This window comes from Shewanella carassii, from assembly GCF_002777975.1.
In the GTDB taxonomy this organism is placed as follows: Bacteria; Pseudomonadota; Gammaproteobacteria; order Enterobacterales; family Shewanellaceae; genus Shewanella; species Shewanella carassii.
The window spans coordinates 41,505-54,554 of sequence record NZ_NGVS01000008.1; the positions used below are offsets into that span (position 1 = coordinate 41,505).

The 13,050-nt window shown below is 53.3% G+C and carries 10 protein-coding genes and 1 riboswitch; of the genes, 4 read left to right on the forward strand and 6 right to left on the reverse strand.

Annotated features, from left to right (window positions below):
- Nucleotides 1-54: 54 nt before the first annotated feature.
- Nucleotides 55-253, forward strand: a riboswitch (Lysine riboswitch).
- Nucleotides 254-334: 81 nt separating this feature from the next.
- Together CBE72_RS06570 and CBE72_RS06575 are read left to right on the forward strand one after the other, a co-directional pair.
- A complete protein-coding gene (locus CBE72_RS06570; RefSeq protein WP_100142849.1) occupies nucleotides 335-1,906 on the forward strand; it encodes a Na+/H+ antiporter NhaC family protein in 1,572 nt (523 codons plus the stop codon).
- Between the two features lie 77 nt (nucleotides 1,907-1,983).
- Nucleotides 1,984-3,147: a GGDEF domain-containing protein gene (locus CBE72_RS06575; RefSeq protein ID WP_100142850.1), complete on the forward strand. Its 1,164-nt coding sequence runs from the start codon at nucleotides 1,984-1,986 to the stop codon at nucleotides 3,145-3,147.
- Between the two features lie 116 nt (nucleotides 3,148-3,263).
- Here the strand turns inward: CBE72_RS06575 and CBE72_RS06580 are convergent, their stop codons facing one another.
- A complete protein-coding gene (locus tag CBE72_RS06580) occupies nucleotides 3,264-5,402 on the reverse strand; it encodes a M3 family metallopeptidase (protein ID WP_100142851.1) in 2,139 nt (712 codons plus the stop codon).
- 273 nt (nucleotides 5,403-5,675) lie between these two features.
- Between CBE72_RS06580 and CBE72_RS06585 the strand changes: the two genes are divergently transcribed.
- Entirely contained in the window at nucleotides 5,676-6,254 is a 579-nt protein-coding gene (locus tag CBE72_RS06585; protein WP_100142852.1) for a thymidine kinase, read from the forward strand.
- Between the two features lie 265 nt (nucleotides 6,255-6,519).
- Nucleotides 6,520-7,365, forward strand: a complete 846-nt coding sequence (locus tag CBE72_RS06590; protein ID WP_268239845.1) for a tetratricopeptide repeat protein — start codon at nucleotides 6,520-6,522, stop codon at nucleotides 7,363-7,365.
- Between the two features lie 18 nt (nucleotides 7,366-7,383).
- Here the strand turns inward: CBE72_RS06590 and CBE72_RS06595 are convergent, their stop codons facing one another.
- The 5 genes from CBE72_RS06595 to CBE72_RS06615 form a co-directional block, all read right to left on the reverse strand.
- Nucleotides 7,384-8,499, reverse strand: coding sequence for an FUSC family protein (locus CBE72_RS06595; protein ID WP_100142854.1), 1,116 nt, complete (start codon nucleotides 8,497-8,499; stop codon nucleotides 7,384-7,386).
- A 210-nt stretch (nucleotides 8,500-8,709) separates the two neighbouring features.
- Nucleotides 8,710-9,171 carry a methyltransferase family protein gene (locus tag CBE72_RS06600; RefSeq protein ID WP_100142855.1) on the reverse strand — a complete coding sequence of 154 codons (462 nt, stop codon included), beginning with the start codon at nucleotides 9,169-9,171 and terminating at the stop codon, nucleotides 8,710-8,712.
- Between the two features lie 214 nt (nucleotides 9,172-9,385).
- On the reverse strand, nucleotides 9,386-10,777 hold the full coding sequence (locus tag CBE72_RS06605) for an NAD-dependent succinate-semialdehyde dehydrogenase (RefSeq protein WP_100142856.1): 1,392 nt from the start codon (nucleotides 10,775-10,777) through the stop codon (nucleotides 9,386-9,388).
- Between the two features lie 240 nt (nucleotides 10,778-11,017).
- Nucleotides 11,018-12,121, reverse strand: a complete 1,104-nt coding sequence (locus CBE72_RS06610; protein WP_100142857.1) for a glycerol dehydrogenase — start codon at nucleotides 12,119-12,121, stop codon at nucleotides 11,018-11,020.
- Nucleotides 12,122-12,433: 312 nt separating this feature from the next.
- Nucleotides 12,434-13,012: a hypothetical protein gene (locus CBE72_RS06615; RefSeq protein ID WP_308419682.1), complete on the reverse strand. Its 579-nt coding sequence runs from the start codon at nucleotides 13,010-13,012 to the stop codon at nucleotides 12,434-12,436.
- Between the last annotated feature and the right edge of the window lie 38 nt (nucleotides 13,013-13,050).

Consider the following 13,050-nt stretch of genomic DNA (forward strand, 5'->3'; position numbering starts at 1 on the left):
GCATCCTCAAAGCCGCCTATGTTTTTATGTGCCTCACGCCTGACATCAGGCGTCCTGAGAAGTAGAGGCGCACTAAATATCAGTAGCGGTAAGCAGGGTGATTCCGTTTATGTATCGCGAAAGGATTTGGTGCCGAAGTGGTTGCGACTCATCAAGGTCCACCGCTGGGGCTGTTACCAAATAGGGGCAGCACTGCCATAGTATATTCTGTCGGGATGACAGATTGACGTTACTATGGAGCGCTACTGAAAGGACAGGTGCTACTCGGTATGTTATTGCCTTTTCCCACCAGTTCAGTTGCCCTCCATTCGTATTTAACGAAGAACAAGACTCAATGACAGTACTAAGTTATGCCGACTCGGCACTCTCTTTGTTGCCGCCGGTTGTGGCAATTTTATTGGCGATCTTCACCCGGCGGGTGTTGTTATCGCTGGGGTTAGGAATACTGATTGGAGCCTTGTTGCTCAATCAATGGTCGGTGTTGGATACCGGGGTTTATCTGGGGCAAAGGGTGCTTTCCCTGGTTTGGGATGATGACGCTTTTAATGCCTGGAACCTGTATATTCTGGGGTTCCTGGTGCTGCTGGGGATGATCACTGCACTGATCACCGTCAGTGGCTCAGCCAGAGCCTTTGCCAACTGGGCCAGACAGCATATCCGCAATCGCCGTGATGCCAAGCTGCTAACCATGTTTCTCGGTTGTGTGGTGTTTATCGATGACTACTTCAACAGCCTGGTGGTGGGCAGTATCGCTAGACCGCTGACCGACAGATATTATATCTCCCGCTCCAAACTGGCGTATCTTTTGGATTCTACCGCGGCGCCCGTGTGCGTTATCTCGCCGGTGTCCAGCTGGGGCGCCTATATTATTGCCCTTATCGGCGGTATTCTCACGGCTCATGGTTTTACTGAAATAGGGCATCTGAGTGCTTTCGTGCAGATGATCCCGATGAACTTCTATGCCTTATTTGCCCTGGCGCTATTGCTGTGTGTGGCCTATATGGAGCTGGATATTGGCGCCATGCGCAAACACGAGCTCAACGCCCGTAAAGGCAATCTCTATGATGAGTCCAAGGGACTGCCGCCCGGCGCCAATGCCGATCTGCCCGAGGCGGAAACCGGTCAGGTGCACGGCTTGTTCCTGCCCATAGGTGTCTTAGTGGTGGCGACCTTCTACTTTATGGTTTCCAGCGGCGCCGATGCCCTGGCGGCAGAAAGCCTGCCTTTCAGCATTATAGGCGCCTTTGAGAAAACCGATGTGGGCTCGTCCCTGTTTTTTGGCGCTTCCATCGGACTGGTGGTAACGCTGCTGCTGGCCTTTATCCAGAAGATTGAAGCCAAGATGATCCTCAAGGCGCTCACCTCGGGTGCCCGCTCTATGTTGCCGGCCATCTATATTCTGATGTTTGCCTGGACCATAGCCGGGATCATTGGCTCACTGGAAACCGGCAAGTTTATGGCCAGTCTCGCCAGTGGCAATATTCCCTTTGCCTTGCTGCCGGCCGTGTTATTTATTTTGGCTGGGCTTACCGCCTTTTCTACCGGCACCAGCTGGGGCACTTTCGGGATCATGTTGCCGATTGCTGCGGATATGGCCATGGGCAGCCACAGCAGTATGATGTTGCCTATGCTGGCCGCCGTGCTTTCCGGTGCTGTGTTTGGCGATCACTGCTCGCCGATATCGGACACCACGATTCTGTCATCCACAGGTGCCAGTTGCCATCATATCGACCATGTGCTGACTCAGTTGCCCTATGCGGTCTTGGTAGCAGTTATTTCCCTCGGCGGCTATATAGTACTCGGCTTTACCGAGTCGGTATGGCTAGGGCTTGCCTGTAGCTGCATACTGTTCCTGTTGGCTCTGGTGTGGCTCAAGTGGCAGCAGCCCAAGAATAGTGCGGCCTAATCCGCCAACTGAAAAACGCTGCCGAGGCAGCGTTTTTTATTGCCTATAATTCAGGAAATCGCTTGAGTTGGAGGTGTATGTCAGCCTTGGATATCCCCGTGAAATATCAGTTGGAGGCCAGGCAGGCATTCCTCCATGACTTAAGCTGGCGTATGGCTGCCGGCGCCTTTGTCTATCTGTTTTGTTGGCTGTTGCTCTTGATGCCCTTTAATGCGTTGTTGCCGCAACCCATAGTCTGGGGTGAGATGGTTAAAGGTGCACTCTTATTGCTATCGGCGGCGGTGATCCGAGCCATGGGAGTTTGGCTCTATGTGCGCCGCGCTTCATCCAGCGTGAATTGCGATGAGACGAGTGGGGCCAACTATCCCTTTGAAAGCCGCGATTGGGGACTGAGTATTGGCTTGGTGCTCAATGCCCTCAGTTGGTCGGTGCTTATGGCGCTTATCCTCAATGGGGAGCAATTTACCGCACTTAGAGAGCCTAGCTTGATGATCTGTGGCGTACTCTACGCCTTTATCAGTATTTCTCTCTCCATTGATTTACGTCAGCTCAGGCTATTCCTGCTCTGTTTTCCCCTGCCTTTAGGGCTCGCCATGATGTTGCAGGGCCAGGCGCATGATATTCTGGCCGGTGGCTTGTTGATGGTATCTGTGTATCCAACCTTTCGTTTTTGTCGACTGCATCATAGGGAGTACTGGCGGCAACTGACAGCCAGGTTGCAACTCAAAGATTACTCCGAGCAGCTTGAGCATCTCAGTCGAACGGATTCTCTTACCGGACTCTACAATCAGCGCAGCTTCATTGAACAGCTGGATAGACTTGACAGTCGGCAACCTCGGGCCTTGTTATTGTTGGATCTGGATCATTTTAAACAAATCAATGACAGCTTTGGCCACCGGGCCGGGGATCTGTGCCTATCGGAAGTGGGGCGGATCATTCGCGCCGAGACTCAGGGAGGAATAGCCGCTCGCTATGGTGGTGAGGAATTTGCGATTCTACTTACTTCAATGGATGCCGAGCAGGCTAAGGGGCTCGCCAAGCGCCTGCGGCGAAAAATAGAGGCCCTAACCTTGGTCTATCAGGGGCAGACATTCAAGGTGACCGTCAGCATAGGCTTGGCCTGCGCCCCTGTGGGGAGTGAGCCGGGAGCATTATTTCACGCTGCCGACACAGCGCTTTATGCTGCCAAGGATGCGGGTCGCAACTGTATTCGTGAGGCCGAAAGCAGTACAGTGACTTGAGCATGGCGCAATAAAAAACACCTGAGCGAAAGACCCAGGTGTTTTTATTTAAGCCTTGGGGCTGCAATTTTGCATCTCCAGGCTATTGGCTGTTAACGGTTTTTAGCGCTCACTTATCAGAGCAGACCGCGACGCTTGAGCAGGGCATCGGTTGTCGGCTCCTGGCCGCGGAAGTTCTTGTAGGCTTCCATAGGGGGCACGCTGTTACCCACTTCGCGGATAGTCTTGCGATACTTCATGCCGATATCCCGCTTGAGGCCGCCTTGGCTCTGCACATAGGCAAAGGCATCGGCCGCGAGGATTTCGCTCCACATATAGGCGTAGTAGCTGGCGCTGTAGCCACCCGGGAAGGCATGGGCAAAGTAGGTCGACTTGTAACGTGGTGGCACGGCTTCAATGTTCAGGCCGTGTTTTTCAAGCGCCTTGGCTTCAAATTCGGCCACATTCTGCAGCGGTGCATCCTTGTCCAGCGAATGCCATTCCATGTCTACCAGGGCGGCGGCCATATACTCCAGGGTGTCGAAGCCCTGGTTGAAGCTGCGGGACTTCAGCAACTTGTCCAGCATCGCCTTGGGTAAAGGTTCACCGGTTTGGTAATGCTTGGCGTAGTTGGCCAACACTTGTGGATGACCGGCCCAGTCCTCTTCGAAGGTGGATGGGAATTCGACAAAGTCACGGGATACTGCAGTACCGGACAGGCTAGGGTAAGTCACCTTGGAGAACATACCATGAGTGCCATGGCCCAGCTCGTGGAACATGGTGGTTACTTCATCATAGCTGACGAAGGTGGCTTCGCCTTCCGGCGCCTTCTTGATGTTCATTACATTGACCACCACAGGCTTTTCACCCTTGAGCAGGTTCTGACTGACGAAAGAGCTCATCCAGGCACCGCCACGCTTGCCTTCGCGGGCGAAATAGTCGCCGTAGAAGATGGCCATGCTGCTGCCATCGGCATCAAACATTTCCCAGGCTTTGACATCTGGGTGATAAACCGGCAGATCCGGCCGTGGCTTGAAGGTCACTCCATAGAGTTGGTTGAGGGTAAAGAAGACACCGTCTTCCAACACTCGATTGAATTCAAAGTAAGGCTTGAGGCTGGCCTCATCCAGATCATACTTCTCCTGGCGCACCAGCTCGGCGTAGAAGGCCCAGTCCCAAGGCTTGAGCTGGAAATTGCCACCTGTCTTGTCGATCATAGCCTGGATATCGGCGGCTTCTTTCTGGGTGTTGGCGACAACGGCAGGCACCATGGAGCCGAACATCTCATAGACGGCCTCGGGCGTCTTGGCCATTTGTGGGCTCAGACGGTAACTGGCCCAGTTATCAAAGCCCAGCAGGGCGGCACGCTCGGCGCGCAGCTGCGCCAGACGAGCCACCAGAGAGGCGGTTTCATTTTCACCTTCAAGACCGCGGTAGGCCGAGGCTTCCCAGATCTGCTTTCTCAGCTCTCGGTTTTTCAGCTGCGTCAGCACAGGCTGGCGAGTGGTGTTGGTGATGCTGATAAGGTATTGGCCATCGAGACCGGCTGCCTTGGCATCGGCCGCGGCATTGCGAATGGCCGAGTCGGACAGACCCTCCAATTGAGCAACGTCAGCCACAGTTACGGCAATCTCTTTGTTCATCCGCATCAGTCGTTGCTGGAATTCGTTCACCAGCTTGGACTGCTCTTCGTTCAAGGCGCGGATCTGGGCTTTTTCGTTCTCGGTCAGCTTGGCGCCGGCGAGCACAAAGCGTTGGTGGTACACCTCAATAAGGCGCACTTCCTCGCTGCTCAGGCCCAGTTGGTGGCGCTGAGAGTAGAGGCTGTCGATGCGGGCAAACAGCTCTGGGTTGAGATTGACGTTGTCTGAATGGGCCGCCATCTTGGGCGCCATTTCACCCTGAATTTTACGCAGTTCAGGGTTGGAGTTGGAGCTGGTCAGGTTATAGAAGACGCTTGAGGCGCGGTTTAGCAATTCACCGGACTTTTCCAACGCCACGATAGTGTTGGCAAAAGTGGGTTTCTCTGGGTTGTTGGCAATGGCCAACACTTCCTGGTAGTGCTCGGCAATACCGGCTTCCAGTGCAGGCTTAAAGTGCTCATCTTTGATCAGGCGAAAATCAGGAGCCTGATATTGCAAGGTGCTCTTGGCAAAGAGCGGGTTGTTTTGGGTGGCTTCAGCATTTGCCAGATTGGTGTCTTGAGGTGTGTGGGTGCTGCAGCCCGAAATAGCCAGAGTGGCGCCAACGGCCAGCGCCAGAAGAGATTTTCGCATTGATATGACTTCCATCTTTAGTTATGAGTTTTTTAGCGCAACTTAGCACTTGTTGCTTAAAAGTGGCTGAATTTGATGGTTATAGCCTACATAATCCTGATGTTTATATGCCAGAGGCTTATTGAGATAGAAGTGTAACAAATTGATTTTAATGAGCAGATTCAGTAAATACTGAATCATTGCCCAAGTTTGGCCGCATGGGGCATGCATTCTGTATTTATGTGGTAAAAAGTGTAAAATTGCGGCCGGAATTTTTCTCAGGGGAGAGCCGTTTTGGCGCAACTTTATTTCTACTATTCGGCGATGAATGCCGGAAAATCCACTTCTTTACTGCAATCATCCTATAACTATCGCGAGCGCGGCATGCACACCCTGGTGATGACCCCGGCGATAGATGACCGTTTTGGAGTGGGAAAGGTCGCTTCCAGGATCGGTATCGAATCTGATGCACGCATTTTTGCCCATGATGACAATCTGCTGGAGATGATCCGCGCCGAACATGAGCGTCAGCCTCTGCACTGTGTGCTGTTTGATGAGTCCCAGTTCCTCAGTAAAGAGCAGGTCAAGCAATTGGCCTATGTGGTCGACATCCTGGATATTCCCGTACTCTGTTACGGTTTGCGTACCGATTTCCAGGGCGAGCTGTTTGTTGGCAGTCAGTACCTGTTGGCCTGGGCCGACAAGCTGGTAGAGTTGAAAACCATCTGTCACTGTGGTCGCAAGGCCAATATGGTGATCCGTCGTGATGGTGCGGGTAACCCGGTGCGCGAAGGTGAGCAGGTGGCGATAGGCGGCAATGAGAGTTATGAATCTGTTTGTCGTAAGCACTACCGCGAACTGATTTGGGACTGATGTGAGGCGTCGCGTTTGCAAGCCCAAAGAGGCAAGTTCAATAGTAAAAGTCCAGGCGAACAGCCAAAGATATAGATAAAGCGATACAGATAAAGAAAGGAAGCTTATGTCGTCTATTTCCCCAGCTGGAAACCGTATATCCAGAAAGCGGTTTCCGGGTTTGTTGTTGTTGCTGGGCTCAGTTTTGCCATTGCAGGTCATCGCAGATAAAGCCGTTCCCGCCTCAGAAATTAAAGTGATTCAAAAACTTATTTTTGAAAGGAAGATGGCAGAGGCGGCGCCCAGGTTGGATGCGGCCATGGCAAATTACCCAAATTCCGGGCGGCTGGCATTTTTGCTTGGGCAGCTTTATTACTTCAGCAATCTCCCCAATTATCCCAAGGCGGTGGCGGCCTATGACAAGGCCGAGTCCGCGCTGTCCAAGGACCCTGAGCTGTATTTTTTCCGCGCGGCGGCCAAGGCTCAGGAGCTGTCTGCTTATTCCCAGCGCCTGCGTCCGGACTATAGCGGCGCACTGGCCGATTACCGCAAAGCCGAGGCTTTGGGATCGGAGCGGGATCTCAGGTTGGATATTGCCAGGACACTCTATGAGACCCGGGACTATCCGGCAGCGCTGGAGCAGATAAACCGCTATCTCAATAACAAGCCTCAGCTTTGGGCCGATGGCCAGATGCTCAAAGGCAATATCCTGGCACAAATGGGCCAGCATGAGGCGGCGCTCAAGAGTTATCAACGCGCCGCGAGACAGTATGACTATCTGGATAAGTTGCAGTTTTATCAGGCTGTCAGCTTGCGGGCGTTGGGGCGGTACGATGAGGCTCTGGCGCAGCTCGACAAGGGAGCAAAGCGTCAGGGCCGAGCTTACTTGCAGCTTGTCTATCTCAAAGCCATGCTGAGCTATGAGCAGAAACAATACCAAGAGGCGGCCCTGTTGTACCAGCAGCTGATAGAAAGGCGCCGCGACTGGGCCATACCCTTACTCGGTTATTACAACAGCTTAAGTCAGATGGGCGAGGCGCCCATCAGCATCAGCCATATACTGGATCTGGCACTCAAGCTCGACCCCGAGGTGGTGCTCCATTTTCATCAGCAGGATCTGTTGCGACTGTAACGCCCGGCAATTGACGGGTTAATCCGGAATATCCAGCTGACGCTGGGAAGATGCTTTGCGCTTATAGGCCAGATCCAGGCTGGCCAACTCGCCATGAATGGCCAGCAGAGCCTGGGCCAGTTGATAGATAAGCCAGCTGTAACCACTGAGCGCAAAGTCTTGATGGGCCGCTTCCGGCGAGTCGTCGCTCGGCTCAGATGGCAATTGTTTAAGCAGCTGTTGCTGCAATTGATAACCGAGCCCCAGGGGGAGTTTGGGGCAGTCGTGGGTGTTACCGGCCACATAGTCCGCCAGATAGGCGAACTCTCGCTGCAGCCCGCTGGCCACCTGTTTGACTCTGGCATAGGCCTCATCTTCTTCGGCCTTCCAGCGGGTAAGCAGTAGTAGCTCCAATAGGGTGATCACTCTTATCTGTTTGTTGGCCAATTCGGTTAGAGTCTGGGCCTCTTTTTTCAAAGTCTGGCTCTCCCATTCCAGTGAAAACAGCAGTTTTTTCTGTGCCAGCACCGCCTTCATTGCCGTCTCCAGTGACTTACGGGCATTTTGCGGTTCTTCCTGGCCAGCATTGAGATGTTGTTCCAGCACTTGGGTCATGATTTGCAATGAATTAGCCAGTTGGGCCCGCCAGTCCTGTTTGGCCTTGATTGGCAATACAAACAGGGATACCAGCACGGCAATCACGCAACCGATAAGAATATTGGCGGTGCGCCACAGGGCTTCCGAGGTGTCGTGGTTGGCGTCACCTATCACTATGATCATGGTGAATCCCGCCACCAGATAGGCATAGCTGTAACGGCCGGCGTTGAGATAACAGACTATGCTGACTCCGAGGATCAGCAACCCCATCAGATCCCAATAGCCGTTCATCAAGATCACCAAAGAGACTCCGTAAGCCGAGCCCAGGCAGGTGCCTACAGCCCGCTGCAACGATTTTTCGATAGCGCCGCCCACCTGTGGCAGGCCCATCATGATGATCACTATGGTGACCATGCTCCAGACAAAGTGAGGCAAAGACCAGATGGCGTTGATGGCGGCGGCAATAAATAGCGCCAAGGCCAACTTGGCAGTGTGCACGATACGGGAGTGGCGATAGATAAAATCGGCGAAGCCTGAGGCTTTGGCAAACAGGGGCATGGCTGTGTCTCAAAAAGCATATGGTTGACAGTCAGCGGCAATTATGACAGAGATGCGCGGCGATAGTGTCTCGGGGACGAGCTAAAGATGCAAACTGGGAGCCTGAATTAACGGTGGATAATATGCCTGTGAAGCAGGTCACAACTTGTGGTGACCTGGTGTCTTGTTACCCCAGTTGCACGCTGCCCGTTCCCGCAGTCTGATGAGAGGTTAAATCCAGCGCCTGACTCTCTGACAATACGAGTGGTAGCTGTCACCAAAGAGTTGCTGCATTGCCCGCTCCTCTGGACGGATCTGAAAGCGTTGCAAGTAGGCCGCGAACAGGGCGATTAAAATCAGTAACCAGAGGCAGTTGAGAAAGACGGCTTGTGCCAGCAGCAAGAGCACAAACCCCAGGTACATGGGGTTGCGTGACCAGCGGTAAATACCTGAGGTGACCAAGGCCGAACTCTGTTCGGGCACTCTGGGATCCGGCGTGGTGCCATGGCGTTTAAAGCTAAGCACTCCGGCCAAAGGAATAACCAGCCCAGCAGTCAACAGAGAAACAGCGAGCCCCAAACTAAAGGTCGGATGCAGGTTTGAAGAGGGCAAGTAATAGGATGTTAGCTGCAGCAGTAGCGCAAACAGCAACAAGAGCGCCAGGGGCGGCAGTTTCTTTTCCAATCCGGACATGAATTACGCGGTTTTGAGTATTAGGTATCGGTTAAGATGACATGGGCAAGGTACTGAATACAAGGGGCATACCATTGGCTATTCCGCTTTTGGCGCTGCCGCGTTTTGTGCTTTGTGCCGAAACCTGTCAGTTTGCCAGTCGATTTGATTGTGGCGATAAAAGACCCGGCCAGGTGGCCGGGTCTTAATCTAATCAAGTATGCTTCAAGCGCGATCAGAAGGGGGCGTTAATATCCACCACGTTGATCAGCTTGTGGTTAACGAACTCTTTCAATCCGAGGTCTATCAACTCACGACCATAGCCGGAGCGGCGGATGCCGCCAAAGGGCAGATCGGCCTTAACCATGGTGGGGTGGTTAACAAACATCATCCCGGTAGAGACTTGCTTGGCTACCGCCAGACCGCGTTGCTCATCGGCGGTGAACACAGAGCCACCGAGGCCGAAGGGCGAGTCGTTGGCAATGGCAATCGCTTCCTGTTCATCCTTGGCCTTGAGGATCATTGAGACAGGGCCGAAGAACTCCCAATAGTAAGCCGGGTTGTCCGGGGTCACATTGGTGAGTATGGTTGGCTGTACAAAAGCGCCTTGCTCCGGTACTTTGGGGCCGACTTCGGTAGCCGTGGCACCATGCTCAACCGCTTCACGAATTTTCTGTTTCACTTCATCGGCAGCACCCTGGGAAGACAGGGGCGCCAGAGTCGTGTTCGGATCCATAGGATCGCCGGCCTTAAGGGCGGCGACGCCTTGGGTATAACCTTCCATAAACTTGTCATAGATGGCTTCCACCAGGATCATCCTTTTGGATGAAACACATACCTGACCGGCATTCCAGTGACGGCCGAATACCGCCCAATCTATGGTTTTCTCTAGTTCGGCATCTTCTAGCACGATAAAGGCGTCAGAGCCGCCCAGCTCCAGAGTGGATTTTTTCAGTGCCTTGCCGGCCTGGGAGGCAATAATGGCGCCAGCACCTTCAGAGCCGGTCAGGGCCACGCCATGTACCTTGGGAGAGTTGATGATCTGCTCGACTTGATCCCGAGTGGCATACAGGTTCTGGAAGGCACCCTGCGGCAGTCCGGCATCCCGCATCAGGCTCTCGAAAGCGGCGGCGCACTGAGGCACATTGGAGGCGTGTTTCAGCAGCAGGGTATTACCGGCTGAAAGCTGTGGTGCCAGGATCCTGGCTATCTGGTAATAGGGGAAGTTCCAGGGTTCGATGGCCAGCAAGACCCCAAGAGGTTCGTTGACCAGCAGTGCTTCCCCTTCGGCGGGATCGGCCACAGGCAGTTTCTGCGGTGCCAGCAGTCTCTCGGCATGCTGGGCATAGTATTCGAGGATCTGCGCCGACAGCTCAACTTCAGCCTCGGCTTCACCTATGATCTTACCCATCTCCAGAGTCAGCAGCTCGGCGTAACGGCGTTTGCTGTCTCTGAGCAGGGCCGCAGCGCGATTGAGTATTTCAGCCTTGTCGGCAAAAGAGGTATTGCGCCAACTCAAAAAGGCCTGATGGGCCGATTCAATCGCCTCGGTGACTTGGGCATCGGTGGCGTTGGGAAATTGTTTGATGAGTTCTCCCGTGAAGGGATTAATTGTTGCATATGCCATGTGTTTCTCCCGGCGTTGCAGATTATAGGGTATTGATGCCAAGTACTGACATCGGGTATTGGGGTTCTTTCTCTCTGATGCGGCACCAAACTCATGTTTCATAGCGTGACTGTCGCATCCGGATGAAGGTTGTTGTCGCCGTAGTTGGATAGCAGCTTGAGTGTTTAAACTGATCAAAACGGCTCGAAAACCACCTCTTTTGAGATGGTTTTCATTTAGTTACTGTGACTATTTATTAGGTTAACGATAGCGCTCTGCCATGGCGTTGGCGGCGATCATCGCCTGATAGACGTCATCGGCATTGACAGCCATCGGCATATTGCCCATGGTATCGCCTTCGGCGCAGGCTATTTCGGCAACCTTGCGCCATTCCTCCTCACGGAAGTGCTTCAGTCCCATATCCGCCAGAGTCAGCGGCAAGCCTGCGGTTTTAATGATGCGGATGACATTGTCGATTTCGTTCTGTGGGGCGTTTTCCAGCACCAGTTGGGTCAAGAGGCCAAAGACCACCTTCTCGCCATGTTGGGCACCATGCAACTCGGCAACGGCCGACATACCGTTGTTGACCGCGTGCGCTGCCGCCAGGCCACCGGCTTCGGCGCCGACACCGCTTAAATAGATGGTTGCCTCTATGGTCTGCTCCAGCGCCGGAGTGACTATTTGGTTGTTGACCGCATCCATGGCGGCGGCAACGTTTTCACTGAGCAATTGATAACACAGCTCTGCCAGACCAAGGCCGGTGCGTGAGGGCTTTTTCAGCACCAGGTTGACACCATCGGCCTGATAACAGGCCCTGGCTTCAAAGTAGGTGGCCAGAGCATCGCCGATACCGGCGGCAAAGAAACGTGCCGGCGCGGCGGCGATAATGCTGGTGTCGGCAATTACGGCATCCGGATTCTGTGGCAGGAATAGATAGCGCTCAAATTCACCCGTTTCGGTGTATATCACAGATAATGCCGTACAAGGGGCATCAGTTGAGGCTAGGGTGGGATACAGGATGACCGGCAGCTTGCGGTAGAAGGCGACAGCTTTGGCAGTATCCAGGGTCTTACCGCCGCCGACACCCACAATGACCTTGGTATTGGCTTGCTCTGCCAGGGAGGCAAGGCGCAGGATCTCGGCTTCGCAGCATTCATAGTTGAAGCGCTCGACTCGACTGGTTATCCCCTGCAGTTTCAGCTCTGTTTGGGCTTCATCCTCAATCCTGCCGAGAATAAACTCATCGGCGATAATAAAAGCGTTATCGCCAAAGTCAGACACATATTCGTGCATCTGCGCCAGCAGGCCTTTACCTATGATGAACTTTTTGGGGGAAGTGACTGTACGTGGAACTACTGTGCTCATATGGCCTCCATTACACTCAGACTTGAATCCTTGCTCTGTATGACTCTATCACAGCCAATATTTAAAGCTATGGTTTAATTGTCTGGTTTTTGGGTGATTATTGGTGAATATGGCAGGTGTTTTCGAGTTTGAGCCACCAGGATGTTTGGTCGGTAGCCGTGCTTGCAGAGCTTATTTGAAGCTTATTTAAACAACGTCAGCACCAAGCTCCCGGCGCGAGGGGAATGAAGAGAGCCGAGATAAGCGGTTTATCCATGAAGGAATCGCAGTGATGGATAACTCCGTCTTATCTGGGAGCTTGTCGGAACGCTATCAGTTGCTTTTGAGATTGGATTGGCGGCATTCATTCAACAGGGATTGCAGATGACCACCGAGCTGCTGATTATTACTGTCAGTACCGTTTTTCAGCTGCTGTTCGACATCTGCCAAAGCCTTGTCTATTCCCTGGGATTCGATAAGTGTGCTGACATAGACGGCGAGATCTGCGCCCTTATTCAGCAGTGCGGCTGCGTTTTCAAAGCTGAAGCCCTGCTCTAATAGCTGCTGAATTTGGCCGAGTAGGTCACTGACCCTGGCGGACTCAGCCAATACGCCATCGACCTGGATCAGCTCACCAAGCGGATCCTGGCTGAGCTTTTCGGCGACGCAAGCAGTTACCGAGCTGACCTCGGCGCTGCGATTGATGGCCTCCAGACCTTGAGAGCGGATCTGCTCAATGGCTTGTTGCAACTCTTGATCTTTGGCGAGCCACTGTTGCTCCAGTTGCGCCTTTTCATCTGCGGCAAACCAGCCGCAGCCGGAGAGAGTGCCAAGGGCCAGGGCCGAAAACATCCAGAGTGTGGTTTTTCTGGCGGAGAAATGTGTTTTGCCTAAGGTGTTGGACTGCTTCATTCACTGGACTCCTGCAAAGGTGCTTAGAGGACACAGTA

Bases quoted from the DNA above. Each gene is read 5' to 3' on its own strand.
- CBE72_RS06570 (WP_100142849.1), top strand. From the start codon at position 335: ATGACAGTACTAAGTTATGCCGACTCGGCACTCTCTTTGTTGCCGCCG.
- CBE72_RS06575 (WP_100142850.1), top strand. From the start codon at position 1,984: ATGTCAGCCTTGGATATCCCCGTGAAATATCAGTTGGAGGCCAGGCAG.
- CBE72_RS06580 (WP_100142851.1), bottom strand. From the start codon at position 5,402: ATGCGAAAATCTCTTCTGGCGCTGGCCGTTGGCGCCACTCTGGCTATT.
- CBE72_RS06590 (WP_268239845.1), top strand. From the start codon at position 6,520: ATGGCAGAGGCGGCGCCCAGGTTGGATGCGGCCATGGCAAATTACCCA.
- CBE72_RS06595 (WP_100142854.1), bottom strand. From the start codon at position 8,499: ATGCCCCTGTTTGCCAAAGCCTCAGGCTTCGCCGATTTTATCTATCGC.
- CBE72_RS06600 (WP_100142855.1), bottom strand. From the start codon at position 9,171: ATGTCCGGATTGGAAAAGAAACTGCCGCCCCTGGCGCTCTTGTTGCTG.
- CBE72_RS06605 (WP_100142856.1), bottom strand. From the start codon at position 10,777: ATGGCATATGCAACAATTAATCCCTTCACGGGAGAACTCATCAAACAA.
- CBE72_RS06610 (WP_100142857.1), bottom strand. From the start codon at position 12,121: ATGAGCACAGTAGTTCCACGTACAGTCACTTCCCCCAAAAAGTTCATC.
- CBE72_RS06615 (WP_308419682.1), bottom strand. From the start codon at position 13,012: ATGAAGCAGTCCAACACCTTAGGCAAAACACATTTCTCCGCCAGAAAA.